Below are 14,892 nucleotides of genomic sequence, written 5' to 3' on the forward strand. Positions count from 1 at the left end.
CGAGTTCTCGCGCCCGGCGTGTCAATCCATCGGGTTCGGCCGAGGAGTGCGGGCGAATCCGGGGGCGTTCGCCGGATTCGGCGACCCTCCGGTTACTCACCCGACCGGCCCCAGAGCCGGTCGAGGCGCGCGCCGAGCGAGGGTCGCATCAGGAGGAGGCTCCGGAGCCGGCCGGACTCGTAGGAGACCTGGTGCTCGTCGGCGAGGGTTTCGAGCGTCTCGACGTAGGTCTCGGTGCCGACGCGCTCGACCGCGTAGTCGTCCGCGGCGAAGACGAGTCGCCTGCCGAGCCACAGGACCGCGACCGCGAGAACGACGATGAGGGCGGTCAGTACGCCCGGATCGAGTCCGGAGACTGCCTGGAGTTCCCCGGTTGCGAGCGCGAGAATCGGGCCGAAGACCAAGAGCACCGCGCCGAACTTCGCCTCCCGGTACCAGTACGTCGCGCGGCCGGTCTTGCTGGCCACCACGGCCGCGGCCGCGTCGTCGTCCAGATCGGCGAGCAGGTCGCCGGTGACCAGCAGGTGGCGGCGGCGCGGCAGGCCGGCGATTACGGCCGTGGCGACCCGGTTCGCGTCGAGTTCGAGGACGCGGATCTCGCGGGGCGACAGCCCCGCGGTCTCGCAGAGCCGGGCGATGCGCTCGCGTTCGGCGGCGGTCGGGTCGCGAACGTCGTTCAAGAGGGCGAGGATGCGGGGCTGGAGCGCCGCGAGGACGACGACGACCGCGACCAGAAATGCCAGTACCGACAGCGACGAGGCGAGCGCGCCCTCGGGGAGCAGGTTCATCGCGCCGAGGACCGCGACCAGTAGAGCGAAGAAGAGGCCCACGAACTTCGCGACGCCCGCCGCGGCGCTCGCGGCCGACGTGTCCAGTTCCCGAATCTCCCGGACGGTCGGGAAGGCGCCGAGGTAGCCGGCCACGATCGCGACCGTGATGCCGGCCAGCGTCGGCACCCACGCCAGCACGGCCCCGCCCGGCGAGTCGGCCAGCGCCGGACTCGCGGCGGCGAGCGCCGACTCGGTCAGGTCGAGTGCGTCGGTGAGCACGAGCGCGAACAGCGAGAGGAGGCCGGTCAGCGGCAGGCCGACGCCGAGCGCGAGGCGAATCCGGCGCATCGCGGTCTTCGGCGGCTCCTTCGCGGCGCGCCAGGCGTAGAGTCTGAGCGACCCGAACGCAAGCAGCGAGACGACTGCGACCGCAAGGACGGGGGCGAGCGGGGCGGGGAGCGCCATGCGGCGAACTGCTTACCCCACCGACATATCCGTTTTCACTCGGTCGCGGCAGGTCCGCTCAGTCGAGCGCGAAGGGAACCGCGTCGGCGACGGCGTCCAGCGAGGGGTCGACCGTCGGGGATTCGCCCACTGCGCCGACCGTCTTGTCGGGCCACGCGACCCCGGCGCCGGTGCCGACCGCGACGACCGTGTCGCCTTCACCGACGACGCCGTCGGCGAACGCCTGAGAGACGACTGCCGGCGCGAGCGCGGAGGCGGGTTCGAGGAAGACGCCGTCCTCGCCCGCTGCCCGGATGGTCGCCTCGACGCTCTCCCGGTCGGCCGCGTAGGCCGCGCCGCCGGAGGCCCGGACCGCCCCGAGCGCGTGGTCGCCCGAGGTGGCGCCCATCGTGGAGGTGCTGAGCGGTTCGGGGCCCTCGTCGCGACCGACCGACTCGGCGTCGGTCTCGAAGGCGGCCGCGAGCGGGTGACGCTCGGCCGACTCGGCGCTCACCATCCGTGGCGTTCCGGAGATAACGCCGCGAGCCGCGAGCTCGCGGAACCCCTTCCAGACGCCGTAGAACCCGTCACCTGCGCCGACCGGGACGACCACCGCGTCGGGCACGCTTTCGGACTGCTCGACGATCTCGTACGCGATGGTCTTGTAGCCCTCGTAGACGTAGGGCTGGCCGGTGTAGTGGCCAGAGAGATTGTACGCGACGAACCACCCTCGGTCGGCGAGGTCGCGGAGGAGTCGCTTGCGCTCGCCGTAGTCGGTGAGCCGGACGGCTTCCGCCCCGTAGGCCCGGCTCTGGCGGTGGTGGGGCGGTTCGCTCGACGGCGAGAGGAACGCGAGGACGCGCTCGACGCCCGCACGCGAGGCGTAGGCCGCGACCGCGGCGGCGTGGTTGCCGGTCGAGGCGGTGGCGATGCGGTCGGCGCCCCCGGACGAGTCGCCATCCCCGCCACCATCGGCGACCGCGTGGGGAACGACGACCGACGCGAGGCGGTCCTTCCAGGACCACGTCGGGTTGGTCGTCTCGTTCTTCACGAGCACGTCCGGTCCCTCCGCATCGAAGTCGGCCGCCGCGGTCGCCGAGAGCGTCGGGGCCTCGACCAGCGGCGTCCAGCCCTCGCCCATCGCGGAAGCGGGGGCGCCGCCATCTGCGAGGTCGATGCCTTCGGTCGGGAGCCAGTCGGCGTAGCGCCAGAGGTCGGTCCGTTCCGAGTCGGGGAGCGCGTCGGGGAGGTCGGCGCGGGCGACTTCGAGGCGTCCGCCGCAGTCGGGGCAGTCGGCGGGCCGGTCGTCGGGGTCGGCGGTCGCGCCGCACGAGAGGCACTCGAAGACGTACGTCATTGCCGAGGGTTGGATTCCCGCGAGGATAGTGGTTGGGGAGTCGGCGGAGAGCGGTAGAATCGGGCCGTCAGGGCTAGCTGGCGGCGCGCAGGTGGCGGACGCCGGAACGCCGCGCGCCGCGCGACCGCGGTCGCGTCCCGGCCGGCCTCAGGTCACGGGCGGGGTTCGTCCCGCCTTCGCACTTGAACGTTCGGACGGGTCGAGCGGTTCGACGTCCGCGGTCGCGAGAGCGAGTATCGGCGAGCGTTGCGGGATGGAAAGGTAGTTCCGCGACGAGCGCCAACCTCCACCAATCCATGCGAATCGCCGTCCCGAACAAGGGCCGACTCCACGACCCGGCGATGGAACTGCTCGAGAGCGCCGGCCTCCACGCCGTCGACGGCGCCGACCGCAAGCTGTACGCCGACACGGTCGATCCCGAGGTCACGCTGCTGTTCGCGCGTGCCGCCGACATCCCCGAGTACGTCAGCGACGGCGCGGCCGAGGTGGGTATCACCGGCCTCGACCAGGTCCGGGAGGCCGACCCCGGCAACGTCGCGGAGCTGCTCGACCTCGAGTTCGGCCAGTGTCGACTCGTCCTCGCGGCCCCCGAGGACGGCGACATCCGGAGCGTCGCCGACGTGGCGGGCAAGACGGTGGCCACGGAGTTCCCCCACATCACCCGGCAGTACTTCGAGCAGCAGGACGTGGAGGTCGACGTCGTGGAGGTCAGCGGCGCGACCGAGCTCACGCCCCACGTCGAGATGGCCGACGCCATCGTCGACATCACCAGCACGGGGACGACGCTGCAGGTCAACCGGCTCGCGGTCGTCGACGAGGTGCTGTCGAGCTCCGTCCGGCTGTTCGCCCGCGACGACGCGACCGACGACGAGAAGGTCCAGCAGGTCGTGATGGCCCTGGAGTCGGTGCTGTCGGCCGACGGCAAGCGCTACCTGATGATGAACGCGCCCCAGGACCGACTCGGCGAGGTCCGGGACGTGATTCCCGGTCTCGGCGGCCCGACCGTGATGAACGTCGAGAGCGACGAGGACGGGAACGGGGACGGAATGGTCGCGGTCCACGCCGTCGTGGACGAGCGCAACGTGTTCGAGACCATCAACGAACTCAAGTCGGTCGGCGCGAGCGGCATCCTCGTGACCGAGATCGAGCGGCTGGTGGAGTAATCAGACCGGCGCGGTCGAGAGCAGTCGCACCAGATTGAATATCGTGATGCCGACCAGCGCGGCCACGGTGTAGTGGGCCAGCGCGACCACGGCCGCCGTCCTGTACTTCAGCCGGTACACCGCCCGGATCACGAAGAAGTCGGCGCTAGCGCTCAGGGCGATGACCACCGCCGGGCCGTAGGCCTGGAGCGCGAACGAGATGATCGCCGGCACGACGCCGACCGCGAAGGCGCGTTTCACCGGCACGTCGCCGAGGACGTACCGCGCGGCGATGTGGGCGGTGACGCCGTAGAACACCACCGCGAGCAGGAACGTGCCGACCAGCGCGACGACGGGGACTGCCATGCGTCGGTCTCGGGAGGCGCGCGCCAAGGAAGTAGCGGTTTGCCGGCGGCGCGGACGCTGCGGGCCGTCGCGCTGGTGTGGTGCGAAATCCGAAAGAGAGTCGCCGCCGGGCGTTCTGTCGGGCTTACTCCAGCAGGCCGAGCTCCTCGAGCCGGGAGACGATCTTGTCGACCGCCTGCTCGGCGTCCTCGGGCTTCTTGCCGCCGGTGATGACGAGCTTGCCCGAGCCGAACAGCAGCGCGACGACCTCGGGCTCGTCGAGGCGGTAGACGAGCCCGGGGAACTGCTCGGGCTCGTACTCGATGTTCTCGAGGCCCAGGCCGATGGCGATGGCGTTGAGGTTGAGGTTCCGGCCGAGGTCGGCCGAGGTGACGATGTTCTGGACGACGATCTCGGGGTCCTCGTTCACGTCGATCTGGAGCTCGCGGAGCTTGTCGAAGACGATCTCGAGGCTCTCGTGGACGTCGGCCGTGCTCTTGGCGCCGGTGCAGACGATCTTGCCCGACCGGAAGATGAGCGCCGCGGACTTGGGGTTCTGGGTCCGGTAGACGAGACCGGGGAACTGCTCGGGGTCGTAATCGGCCCCTTCCAGGTCCATCGCCACGCTCTGGAGGTCGAGTTCCTGCCCGATTCCGGTGGAGGCGACCACGTTTTCAATGTTGATGGTCTCCTTTGGGTCGGTCATGTGCGACTTAAATGTCGTATTTAAGGTTTATAAAGGTTGGTACTCCGCACTGACAGGTGGAATCGCGGGTTTATACCACCCGGACCCCCTGCCATGGCCGGGTTTGCGGCGCGAACCGCCGTGCGAGCGGCCTGCAGACGAAACCCCCAAGAGCGACCGCCGAGTCCGGTAGACCGTGTACGCGCTCGAACTCGCCGGCGAGGACGACCGGTTCGCGGCCGCGGAGGCAGCGAGCGCCGCGACCGGGATCGCGGTCGTCGCCCCCGGCCTCGCCACCGCGACCGCCCTCACCGACCGCGTCCGGAATCTGGCCTACACTCGTCGGGCCAGCGAACTCGTCGGCGAGACCGACGCCAGCGCCGAGTCGGCCCGCGTCCTGCTGGAGGCCGCGGGCGTCGACCGCGAGGGGACCGTGGCGGTCCGGGCCCGCGACGTCCGGGACACCGCCGGCATCGACACCCAGCGCGTCGAGCGCGAACTCGGCCAGGTTCTGGTCGACCGGGGGTTCGCGGTCGACCTCGACGACCCCGACCACGAACTCCGGGCGCTGTTCTCGCGCGAGCCGCCTCGAGGCTCTGAACGGTCGAGTAGCGCGGAGCGTCGCTCCGCGGACAGTCGAGCGGCAGAGCCGCGAGACGACGGCGAAACGCCGCGAGACGGCACCTGCCTGCTGGGCTGGCTCGAAACCGAGAGCGTGCGTGACTACGGCGCCCGCAAGCCCACCGACCGGCCGTTCTTCCAGCCGGGCGGGATGGACCCGCTGCTGGCCAGGGCGCTGGTCAACCTCGCGGGCGCCCGGCCCGGCGCGATCCTGCTCGACCCGATGTGCGGGACCGGCGGCGTCCTCGTCGAGGCCGGCCTGGTCGGCGCGACCGTCTGCGGCGCGGACGCCCAGGCGAAGATGGCCCGCGGCGCGGGCGAGAACCTGGCCGAATACCTCGATGCGGACGACCGCGCGACCGGCGGGTGGGCCACCCTCCAGGGCGACGCGACTCACCTCCCGTTCGCGGACGATTCAATCGACGCCGTGGTGTTCGACGCGCCCTACGGCCGCCAGTCGAAGATCGCCAACCTCGACCTCGACGACCTGGTCGAAGGCGCGCTCGCGGAAGCCCGCCGTGTCGCCGACCGGACGGTCGTCGTCGGCGACCGGTCGTGGAGCGACGCGGCCCGCGAGGTCGGCTGGACCGTCGAGAACGAGTTCGAGCGTCGGGTCCACCGGTCGCTGGTGCGGTACGTTTCGGTGCTGGACGAGGCGGACGCCGGCCGGAGCTAGCTCTCGGCGTCGAGCGCCTCCCGCTGCAGTCGTTTCCCTTCGTCGGACTCGACGGTCAGCTCCGGCACGGTCACCGGGGTCCCCTGGTCCTCGACGGCGACGAAGGTGAAGCTCGACCCCGTGGTGCGCTCGGTCTCGCCGGTCCGGGGGTCCTCGCTCCACGCCCGGAGCCGGACCTTCACGCTCGTGCGGCCTGCCTCGTAGACGTAGGCGTCCACGAGGGCGGTGTTGCCGAGCGGGATGGGTCGGTGAAAGGAGAGGTCGTCGACGCCCGCGGTGACGCAGGTCTCGCCCGAGAAGCGCATCGCCGACATCGCGCCGAGTTCGTCCATCCACTTCATCAGGTTGCCGCCGTGGAGCGTCTCGACGTTGTTGGCGTCGTTCGGTTGCACCCGGAAGCGGTTCTCGAGGTAGGTGTCGGACAGGCTGGGCACGGCCCGTGGTTCGCGGGCGAGGACAAAGAGTTCGGGGTGCGTTACTCCGCGGCGGGGGTCAGCCGCCGGAACCGGACGCGAGCGACCAGGGCGCCGACGCCGACCGCGACGAGCCACCAGCCGACCCCGAGGACCGGATCGGCTGCCGCACGGACGCCGACGAGCGGGCCGAGTGCGGCGACGGCGTAGCTCGCGAGCGAGAACTTCCACAGCTGGTGGTAGCTGACCCCGAGACGGCCGGTCGCCACGAGGAGGCCGGCGAGGGCGCCGGGGAGGAGCCACAGGGCCGCGGGCGACGCCGGCGTCCCGCCGACGCCGTTGGTTAGCCAAGGGAGGGCGCTCGTCGGCAGCGCCAGCAGCAGCGCGCTGCCGACGACGATGCCGATCCGTTCGAGGGTGTCGGGGAGGGCCATCGCCATTCTGTTGGAACTCCAAGGTAAAACGATTTCGTGTCGGCCAGTCCATCCCCTCGCTCGACGGGTCGGTTAGTCGCCGCGCTCGCTACGCCTCGCTCTCCGCACCCAGCTCAGCGAGCAGGTGGCCGAGCTGGACCCGGTCGCTCGACCCCTCGGCGAGCCCCATGTCGATCTCGCCGGCGAGCCGGGTCAGCTCGGCGAGTTCCGTCTCGCGACCCGTGTACCGGTTGGAGTTGCGCGCAACCTCCAGCACCTTCCGGAGCACCTCCTGGCCGTTGTACCCCTCGTCGACCAGCAGGTCGTCGAGGGTCTTGCGGGCGTCGGAGAACTCGCCGGCCTCGGCGTCGTCGAGCATCTCCTCGATGCGTCCCCGGATGCCGATCTCCCGGACGGTCTGGACCGTCTCGCGGGTGATCTCGCCCTCCTTCTCGTGGAGCGTCTGGGCGCTCAGGATGGCCTCGCGGAGGTTGCCCTCCGCGTAGCCGGCCACCAGCCGGAGCCCCATCTCGTCGTACTCGACGCCCTCGGTCTCGGCGATGGACTGCAGGATGTCGACGATCTCGTCGTTCGTCGGCGCCCGGACCGCCACCGGGAAGCACCGCGACTTGATGGGCGGGATGAGCTTGGTGGGCTGGCGGGTGGTGACGACGAACTGGGTCGTCTCGTGGAACTGCTCCATCGTCCGGCGCAGCGACTGCTGGAAGTCCTCGCGGATGTCCTCGGCGTTGTCGAGCACCAGGGTCCGGTACCCCCCCGAGGAGGGCGCGTAGCCCGCGTACTCCTTGAGGATGTGGTTGATCATGTCGCGCTTCGACCACTGGCGCTTGTACTGCTTGCGCTGGTCGGACCCCCGCCGGAACTGCTTGGAGAACTCGGTCTCGCCCTGGAGGAACTGCTCGAACCGCGGGTCGTTCCGTATCTCCTTCTTCGTCCGGTCGAAGAAGTCCGCGACGTTGAGTATCGTCAGGTCGTTGTCCGGGTCGGCGTGGGCCTCGCGGGCCAGCGCCCGGACCGCGGCGGTCTTGCCGGCGCCGGGCGGGCCGTGGAGGACGAGGTTGATCGGGTCGTCCACGGCCCGCTGGAGGTACTCGCGGACGTCCGACTGGGGCAGGTCGGCCAGGTCGGGCGCGTAGCGTTCGGTCCACAGCGGCGCGTCCATCACCGGGAACTACGCAGTCGGCGGGTAAGAATCGGTCGGTCCGCGCCGCGGGTCGGGAACCCCCGACGCCCGCGGCGGTGGGAATCGGCCCGTCGAACGCGGCGGTGATCGACCCATCGAAGCCGGACTCGCGCCTGCGTCGCGGTCAGTTACCCCCGCTCTCGTCGTCGCTCTCGCGCTCGGACCGGAACGTCCGTTCGAGTTCCGCCGACCCGTTCTCGGTCTCGACCTCGACTTCGAGTTCGTCCGCGTCGGGCACCGCGAGCGTCAGGTTCCCGTCGGCGCCCGTGTTCCCCGCGACCGCTCCGTTCACCGAGACGGTCGCGTTCGCCACGCCGGTCCCGTTCCGGGTGACCGAGACGGTCGCGTTCCCGCCGCGGGTGACGTTCCCGACGAGGGTGGCGTTCAGCGCCGTCTCGTGTTCCGGCGCGGACTCGTCGCTCGCAGCTTTCTCGTCGTCCTCGCCCTTCTCGTTCTTCTCGTCCCTCTCATCGTCGTCCCCGTCCTTCGCGTCGCCTTTCTCCGCTTCACCGTCGGGTCGCTCGTCGTCGACGCTCTCTATCTCCTTGTCGGTCCCGGACTCGCCGATGACGGGCTTGAGGATGTACTTCCCGCTCTTGCCCGCCTCGAACACCGAGATGTCGAAGACGTAGTCGACCGATTCGTTCGCGCCCACCGCGAACGTCCGGTGGATCTGGAGCTTCCGACTCGGGAGTTTCACCCTGACCTGCTCGCCGCCCGTTAGGGTCCCGTTCACCTCGGCGACGTGGACGAAGACCGTCTCGTAGGTCCCGTTCTCGACGGGAACCGTGCCGAGCCGCGTCGCGTTCGCACCCCGGAGCCGGGTCAGGTCCACGACGCGCTGGTCCACCTCGTGCGTGGTCCAGCCGCCGCCGGCCCGCTGCAGGCCGATTTCGGAGACGGTGACGTTCAGGTGCGCGAAGTCGCCCATCGCGTTCTGCTCGTCGCTCAGGTAGAAGTTCACCGCGGTCGCGCTCTCGCCGGAGCCGGACGTCCCCGTGCCGGCGGGGGTCGGTCCCGCGTCAGTCGTCGCGGCGGACGACTCCGTGCCGGTGGTCGTCGTCTCCACCTCGGTCGTCGTTTCGGCGTCGCCGGAATCGGGCGACGCGGTCGGTCCTCCCTGCCCGCCGACGCAACCGGCGAGCAGCAGTGCGACCGCGAGACAGACGGCAGCGTATCGTCCCATGTCGGTTCGGCGCAACTCGGCTCCGATTGATAAATGGTCGTTTTCGTTCGCGCCCGTTCGCGACCCGCCGTCCTCGGGCTATTAAACGGTCTCGGATCGCCGAAAAAGAGGAAGTTTCCGCTTCCGGAGTTTGCTCCGCGTCGGCGTTACGCCTCGGTCGTCGTCTCCTCGACTACCTGGGTCGTCTCGCCGTTCGCGGGCGTCTCGGTCGCCTCGGGCGTCTCTGTCTCCTCGGGCGTCTCTGTCTCGACCGCGGTGGTCGTCTCCGCGCTCGGTTCCTCGATCACGATGACCGCGAGCTCACCGAAGTCGCGGGTGTACACCCCGTGGATGTACTGGCCGCCGGGCACGCCCTCGGTATCGATCTCGAAGGTCACGGTGGTCTGCTCACCGGCGTCGAGGGTGACCGTCTGGCGCGCGATGGCGGTGCCCTCGAGCCGGAAGACGACCTCCTGGGTCGCCTGCTGGTCGTTCAGGTTCGAGACGGTGGCGCTCACCTCGATGGTGTCGCCGGCCGACGCGTCCTCGGGTGCATCGAGGTTCGAGACCTCGAACGACTGGAGGTCGGCCGCCGCGGTCGTCGTCTCCTCGACCGCTTCAGTCGTCGTCTCTTCGACTTCTTCAGTCGTCTCTACGGGTTCTTCGGTCGTCGTCTCCTCAACTCCCTCAGTTGTCTCTACGGGTTCTTCAGTGGTGGTCTCCTCGACGACCTCGGTCGTCTCTACGGGTTCTTCGGTCGTCGTCTCTTCGATCTCTTCAGTCGTCTCTACGGGTTCTTCGGTCGTCGTCTCTTCGATCTCTTCAGTCGTCTCTACGGGTTCTTCGGTCGTCGTGGTCTCCTCGACCGCTTCGGTCGTGGTTACCTCGACCACCTCGGTCGTGGTCTCCTCACCCGGCTCCGCCGGGGTCGTGGTCATCATCGGCGGCTCCGGAAGCTCAACGCCCTCCGGGGCCGTGATGACGAACGTCACGTTCTCGACCTGGACGTTCTGGATGACGTACCGGACGGTCGGGATGTCCTGCGAGAGGTTCTGCTCGATCATCTGCTCGACCTGCTCGGGACTATGCGTCGTCACGGGCGGCGCCTGTTGCTGGGCGGCCGCGCTCTGGCGGAGGATTTCAGAGAGGTTCAGGACGACCCGCCGGTCCTGGATGGTGAGGTTCCCGACGGTCTCGGTCCGGTCGGGCGTCTCCTCGTCGCCGATGACGAAGGACCACCGGTCGATGTTCATCTGTTCGACCTTGAAGACCATCTGGCGCATCTCGTCGGCTTCGGCCGTCGTGGTCGTGGTCTCCTCGACTTCCTCGGTCGTGGTCTCCTCGACCGCCTCGGTCGTGGTCTCCTCGACCGCCTCGGTCGTCGTCTCTTCGATCTCTTCGGTCGTCGTCTCTTCGATCTCTTCGGTCGTCGTCTCTTCGATCTCTTCGGTCGTCTCTACGACTTCCTCAGTGGTGGTCTCCTCGACGACCTCGGTCGTCTCGACGGCTTCCTCGGTCGTGGTCTCCTCGACCGCCTCGGTCGTCGTGGTCGTCTCCTGCGCGACGCTCACGTTCGCCTCGTTGACCAGAATCTCGTTGTCGACGGTGTACGGACCGTCGAGATTCCCGGTCGAGAGGACGAAGTCGTACACCTGGTTGTCGTTGGTGTCCAGGTGGGGCATGGCGATGAGCGTCTGGGTCTCGGTGATAGGCCGGGCGAGCGTGATAGTCACGTCCTCGTGGGTCCCGGGTTCGAGATACACGGAGTTGCCGAGCACGCTCGCCAGCGGAGCGTCCTGGACCGAGCTGTCGTGGATGGCGATGAAGCCGCCCTCCGGCAGGGTCGCCGACTCGATGACGACCTGCTCGCCGTCAGATTCCTGTTCGTTGAGGGTGACGCTCGCCTCGTCCTGCTGGGCCGGTTCGTCAGCTTCTCGCGTCGTCTCCGCGGCGCCGTCGGCCGCGGTCGTCTCCTCGCCGTCCGCCGCCGTGGTGGTCTCCTGCACGCCGACCGCGTTCGTCCCGGCGTCGGATGGCGAACTACTCGTCACCGCGAGCGATACTGCCGTCCCGCTCGCTAAAATCAACAGTACCGCCATGAAGACGGCACTAAGTGTCCTTGTGTCACGTGTCATGTGTAACCCCCATTCCGCAACGAATCGGACGACGAGTCCGCGAATAAACGGACGCGACCGTTCACGCACGTAACAACCAGATACATCTGATTAGGCCGGGACTATCCGGCGATTCGCCCGGCGGTGTCCCTGTCGTAACCGGCTATTTCCGTCGGGGTAATTTCGCGTACCTCGCGCTCTATCTGAGGCACCCGACCGCTCGTTTCGAAGGCGCTTTCCCGCGGGGACCCCGACGTACGTCCGAGGATGTCGATGCGCGTGACCTTTCTCGGAACCGGCGGGGCAGTGCCGACGACAGAGCGGAATCCGAGCTCGGTGCTGGTCAACCGGGAGGGCGACCGGTTGCTGTTCGACGCGGGCGAGGGCACCCAGCGACAGATGATGCGCTTCGGGACCGGCTTCACCATCTCCGACATCTTCCTCACCCACCTCCACGGCGACCACGTGCTCGGACTGCCGGGCCTCGTCCAGACCCTCGACTTCAACGACCGCGAGCGGGCGCTCTCGGTCTACACCCCCGCCGGCACCGAGGAGGACGTCGACGCGCTCATCCGCGCCGCCGACAATCGGCCGTCGTTCCCGGTCCACGTCTACGGCGTCGGGCCCGACGAGGCCGCGGTCCGGCGCGACGACTACGCGGTCCGGACGTTCCGGACCGACCACGACACCAACGCGGTGGGGTACGCGCTGGTCGAGGACGACCGCAAGGGCCGGTTCGACCGCGACCGAGCCGAGGAACTGGGCGTCCCGGTCGGGCCGAAGTTCTCGCAGCTCCACGAGGGCGACCCGGTCGAACTGGAGGACGGCACGGTCGTCGAACCCGACCAGGTGGTCGGCGACCCTCGGCCCGGGCGCAAGGTCGTCTACACCGGCGACACTCGACCGAGCGACCGCGTCGCCGAAGTCGCCGAGGGAGCCGACCTGCTGATCCACGACGCCACCTTCGCCGACGACCGCGCCGACCGCGCCGGCGACACCGGCCACTCGACCGCGCACCAGGCCGGCGAGATCGCGAGCCGGTCCGGCGCCGAGCGCCTCGCGCTGACCCACGTCTCCTCGCGGTACGCCGGCGACGTCTCCGCCCACCTCGCGGAGGCCCGCGAGGCGTTCGACGGCGAGACGTTCCTGCCCGACGACGGGCTGACCCGCGAGATCCCGTACCCCGACGAGTAGCGCGGAGCGAGCGCCCGAAACGGGCGTCGCCGCGGCGGCGACCGCCACGCCACGACCGGTCATCCGCCGACAGTTCTCGGTTGGACACGCGGTAATAATTTAATCTATTACTGTGATATTATTTGTCGTGGGGTAGGAAAATTGGCAGGTTTTATCACAGCCATCTGCTACCTCTCGACTGCATGCGCAGACACACATCGCTGCTACTGGTTCTCTGTCTCGTCGTCGCGGGCGCGGTCCCGCCGGCGGCGGCGCAGGCGACGAGTCCGAGTGACGCGGAGACGACCGCTCGCGACGCGGCCACGTCCGCGCCCGGACTCGCGCCGACCGCGGCGGAGACCCCGCAGAACAACTCCACGACGCTCACGATACTGTCGTACAACGACGTCCAGACCGCGGCGGCCGAGAACGGCACGCTGCCGCGGTTGGTGACGCTGATAGGGCAGCGACGGGCCGCCCACGACAACCCCACCGTGGTCGTCGGCGGCGGCGACCAGGTCAGCCCCCACTCGCTGTCGCCGCTCAGCCAGTGGCGGGTGCCGGTGAAGGCGCTGAACGTCGTCGACCCGGCCGCCGAGGTCGTCGGGAACCACGACCTCGACTACGGTTTCGGCGCGGTCGCGAACTACAGCAACGCCTCGGACTTCCCGTGGCTGATGGCCAACATCGTCGACGAGAGCACGGGCGAGCCGATCCCCGGCGCCGAGCCCTACACCGTGGTCGAGCGCCAGGGCGTGAAGGTCGGCATCGTCGGGGTGGCCGACGAGAAGATCAAGTCCAAGACCGCGGTCGACTTCGACGAGGCGGGCTACGAGCTGCAGAACTACTCGGAGGTCGCCGGCGAGTACGCCACGATGCTCAAGCAGGAGCGGAACGTCGACGTGGTGGTCGTCTCGGCCCACCTCGGCGTGCCCGTGGCCAAGGAGCTGGCCAACGAGACCGAGCACGTCGACGCCATCGTTGTCGGCGACGACGAGGTCGAGTACCCGCCCGCGGAGACCGGCGGCGCGGTCATCGTGGAGGCCGAGGCCCGCGCCGAGCACCTCGCGGAGCTCAACCTCACCGTCGAGAACGGCGAGGTGACGGCGTGGAACGGCCGGCTGCTCGACGTGACCGAGAACGTGACCAAGAACGAGACGGTTGCGAACGCCATCACCGAGGCCCGCTCGGCGGAGCTCTCGAAGGTCGCCGGGAGGACCGACGTCGAGCTCGACGCCCGCTTCTCCCCGAACTACCACGACGAGACCGCGCTGGGCAATCTCATCGGCGACTCGTTCCTCGCCCAGACCGGCGCGGACGTGGCCATCACCAACGCGGGCGGCATCCGGTCGAACAGCGTCTACGGCCCCGGCAATCTGTCGGTCGGCGACGTGTACAACGTCCTGCCGTTCCAGAACACGCTGGTCACGGTCGAGCTGACCGGCACCCAGATCGAGCGGCTGCTCGCCAGCCAGGTCGTCACGCTCGAGAGCGAGACCGGCCAGCAGTACGGCGCCGAGGCCCAGCTCCAGGTCGGCGGCATCTCCTACGAGTGGGTCGGCCACAACGACACGGACGAGCAGATTCGCGACGCGTGGGTCGGCGGCGAGCCCCTGCGCGAGGACGAGACCTACGAGGTCACGGTCAACTCCTACATGGCGGGCTGGGACGACTCGGTGCTCGAGAACGCCACCGTGGTCAGCGAGTCCCACACGCTCTACGGGACGGCCCTGCTGAACTACGTCCGGGAGAACAGCCCGGTCTCGCCGACGGACGCCAACCGCATCCGGCGTGTCGACGCCGAGGTCGCGACCGAGTCCGTCGAGGTCTCGGAGGGCACCGTCGCCGTCTCGCTGGCCGCCCCGAACGGCACCCAGAACGTCAGCGACGGCTTCTACGCGGCTACGGGTAACGCGAGCCAGCGCCTCGCGGCCGAGTCGACGACGCTCGACGCGGACACCGTGACGGTCGCGTTCGACCTCGCGGACCTCCGCGCGATGGCGGACGGCGACGCCGTCCAGATCTACGGCGGCTACAACACCTCCGCGTACCAGCGCGTCTACTTCGAGAACTCGGTGCTGAACGCCGAGCTCTCGGCCGACGAGTTCGCCGCGGAGACGACCGCGGCGACCACCTCGAAGCCGGCGACCACGGTCGACACCACCACGGTGACGACGCAGGAGGCCCCGGTCGAGGACGCGACCGAGACGACGACCGTCGACGGCGAGTCCGACATCCCCGGTTTCACCCCGGTGATCGCCGTCGTCGCGCTGCTCGCGGCCGCCCTCGTGGCGATGCGTCGGGCCTGACCGACGCGCGGTTTCCCTTTTTCTCGCGCCAGGTCGATGGACATCTCGGACAGCTCCCGGC

At 69.3% G+C, this 14,892-nt stretch carries 13 protein-coding genes; 4 read left to right on the plus strand and 9 right to left on the minus strand.

All coding sequences use genetic code 11. The features are described 5' to 3' along the window. Positions 1 to 92 precede the first annotated feature (92 nt). A complete protein-coding gene (locus DVR07_RS14380; protein ID WP_115797959.1) occupies positions 93 to 1,235 on the minus strand; it encodes a hypothetical protein in 1,143 nt (380 codons plus the stop codon). A gap of 58 nt (positions 1,236 to 1,293) precedes the next feature. Next, entirely contained in the window at positions 1,294 to 2,571 is a 1,278-nt protein-coding gene (locus DVR07_RS14385; protein ID WP_115797960.1) for a threonine synthase, read from the minus strand. A 296-nt stretch (positions 2,572 to 2,867) separates the two neighbouring features. Between DVR07_RS14385 and hisG the strand changes: the two genes are divergently transcribed. Next, positions 2,868 to 3,734 carry an ATP phosphoribosyltransferase gene (gene hisG, locus DVR07_RS14390; RefSeq protein WP_115797961.1) on the plus strand — a complete coding sequence of 289 codons (867 nt, stop codon included), beginning with the start codon at positions 2,868 to 2,870 and terminating at the stop codon, positions 3,732 to 3,734. Here hisG and DVR07_RS14395 read toward each other — a convergent pair whose 3' ends face one another. After that, a complete protein-coding gene (locus tag DVR07_RS14395; RefSeq protein ID WP_115797962.1) occupies positions 3,735 to 4,079 on the minus strand; it encodes a DUF7473 family protein in 345 nt (114 codons plus the stop codon). A 124-nt stretch (positions 4,080 to 4,203) separates the two neighbouring features. Beyond that, complete coding sequence (locus tag DVR07_RS14400) at positions 4,204 to 4,764, minus strand: TATA-box-binding protein (RefSeq protein WP_115797963.1); 561 nt, start codon at positions 4,762 to 4,764, stop codon at positions 4,204 to 4,206. A 175-nt stretch (positions 4,765 to 4,939) separates the two neighbouring features. Here DVR07_RS14400 and DVR07_RS14405 point away from each other — a divergent pair, with 175 nt between their 5' ends. Next, entirely contained in the window at positions 4,940 to 6,040 is a 1,101-nt protein-coding gene (locus tag DVR07_RS14405; RefSeq protein WP_115797964.1) for a methyltransferase domain-containing protein, read from the plus strand. Here the strand turns inward: DVR07_RS14405 and DVR07_RS14410 are convergent. The 5 genes from DVR07_RS14410 to DVR07_RS21720 form a co-directional block, all read right to left on the minus strand. Continuing rightward, a complete protein-coding gene (locus tag DVR07_RS14410; protein WP_115797965.1) occupies positions 6,037 to 6,474 on the minus strand; it encodes an acyl-CoA thioesterase in 438 nt (145 codons plus the stop codon). The genes DVR07_RS14405 and DVR07_RS14410 overlap by 4 nt on opposite strands. A 41-nt stretch (positions 6,475 to 6,515) precedes the next feature. Then, a complete protein-coding gene (locus tag DVR07_RS14415) occupies positions 6,516 to 6,887 on the minus strand; it encodes a hypothetical protein (protein ID WP_115797966.1) in 372 nt (123 codons plus the stop codon). An 88-nt stretch (positions 6,888 to 6,975) separates the two neighbouring features. Continuing rightward, positions 6,976 to 8,049 carry an AAA family ATPase gene (locus DVR07_RS14420; RefSeq protein ID WP_115797967.1) on the minus strand — a complete coding sequence of 358 codons (1,074 nt, stop codon included), beginning with the start codon at positions 8,047 to 8,049 and terminating at the stop codon, positions 6,976 to 6,978. 145 nt (positions 8,050 to 8,194) lie between these two features. Further along, positions 8,195 to 9,256: a DUF4382 domain-containing protein gene (locus tag DVR07_RS14425; protein WP_115797968.1), complete on the minus strand. Its 1,062-nt coding sequence runs from the start codon at positions 9,254 to 9,256 to the stop codon at positions 8,195 to 8,197. Between the two features lie 146 nt (positions 9,257 to 9,402). Continuing rightward, complete coding sequence (locus DVR07_RS21720; protein ID WP_162829577.1) at positions 9,403 to 11,370, minus strand: DUF7282 domain-containing protein; 1,968 nt, start codon at positions 11,368 to 11,370, stop codon at positions 9,403 to 9,405. A 246-nt stretch (positions 11,371 to 11,616) separates the two neighbouring features. Here DVR07_RS21720 and rnz point away from each other — a divergent pair, with 246 nt between their 5' ends. Together rnz and DVR07_RS14440 are read left to right on the plus strand one after the other, a co-directional pair. Beyond that, positions 11,617 to 12,543 carry a ribonuclease Z gene (rnz, locus tag DVR07_RS14435; RefSeq protein WP_115797969.1) on the plus strand — a complete coding sequence of 309 codons (927 nt, stop codon included), beginning with the start codon at positions 11,617 to 11,619 and terminating at the stop codon, positions 12,541 to 12,543. Positions 12,544 to 12,725: 182 nt separating this feature from the next. Next, complete coding sequence (locus DVR07_RS14440; protein WP_115797970.1) at positions 12,726 to 14,831, plus strand: bifunctional metallophosphatase/5'-nucleotidase; 2,106 nt, start codon at positions 12,726 to 12,728, stop codon at positions 14,829 to 14,831. Positions 14,832 to 14,892: the final 61 nt, after the last annotated feature.

It is taken from the genome of Halorussus rarus (assembly GCF_003369835.1).
Lineage (GTDB): Archaea > Halobacteriota > Halobacteria > Halobacteriales > Haladaptataceae > Halorussus > Halorussus rarus.

Bases quoted from the DNA above. Each gene is read 5' to 3' on its own strand.
- DVR07_RS14380 (WP_115797959.1), bottom strand. From the start codon at position 1,235: ATGGCGCTCCCCGCCCCGCTCGCCCCCGTCCTTGCGGTCGCAGTCGTC.
- DVR07_RS14385 (WP_115797960.1), bottom strand. From the start codon at position 2,571: ATGACGTACGTCTTCGAGTGCCTCTCGTGCGGCGCGACCGCCGACCCC.
- hisG (WP_115797961.1), top strand. From the start codon at position 2,868: ATGCGAATCGCCGTCCCGAACAAGGGCCGACTCCACGACCCGGCGATG.
- DVR07_RS14395 (WP_115797962.1), bottom strand. From the start codon at position 4,079: ATGGCAGTCCCCGTCGTCGCGCTGGTCGGCACGTTCCTGCTCGCGGTG.
- DVR07_RS14400 (WP_115797963.1), bottom strand. From the start codon at position 4,764: ATGACCGACCCAAAGGAGACCATCAACATTGAAAACGTGGTCGCCTCC.
- DVR07_RS14415 (WP_115797966.1), bottom strand. From the start codon at position 6,887: ATGGCCCTCCCCGACACCCTCGAACGGATCGGCATCGTCGTCGGCAGC.
- DVR07_RS14420 (WP_115797967.1), bottom strand. From the start codon at position 8,049: ATGGACGCGCCGCTGTGGACCGAACGCTACGCGCCCGACCTGGCCGAC.
- DVR07_RS14425 (WP_115797968.1), bottom strand. From the start codon at position 9,256: ATGGGACGATACGCTGCCGTCTGTCTCGCGGTCGCACTGCTGCTCGCC.
- DVR07_RS21720 (WP_162829577.1), bottom strand. From the start codon at position 11,370: ATGACACGTGACACAAGGACACTTAGTGCCGTCTTCATGGCGGTACTG.
- rnz (WP_115797969.1), top strand. From the start codon at position 11,617: ATGTCGATGCGCGTGACCTTTCTCGGAACCGGCGGGGCAGTGCCGACG.
- DVR07_RS14440 (WP_115797970.1), top strand. From the start codon at position 12,726: ATGCGCAGACACACATCGCTGCTACTGGTTCTCTGTCTCGTCGTCGCG.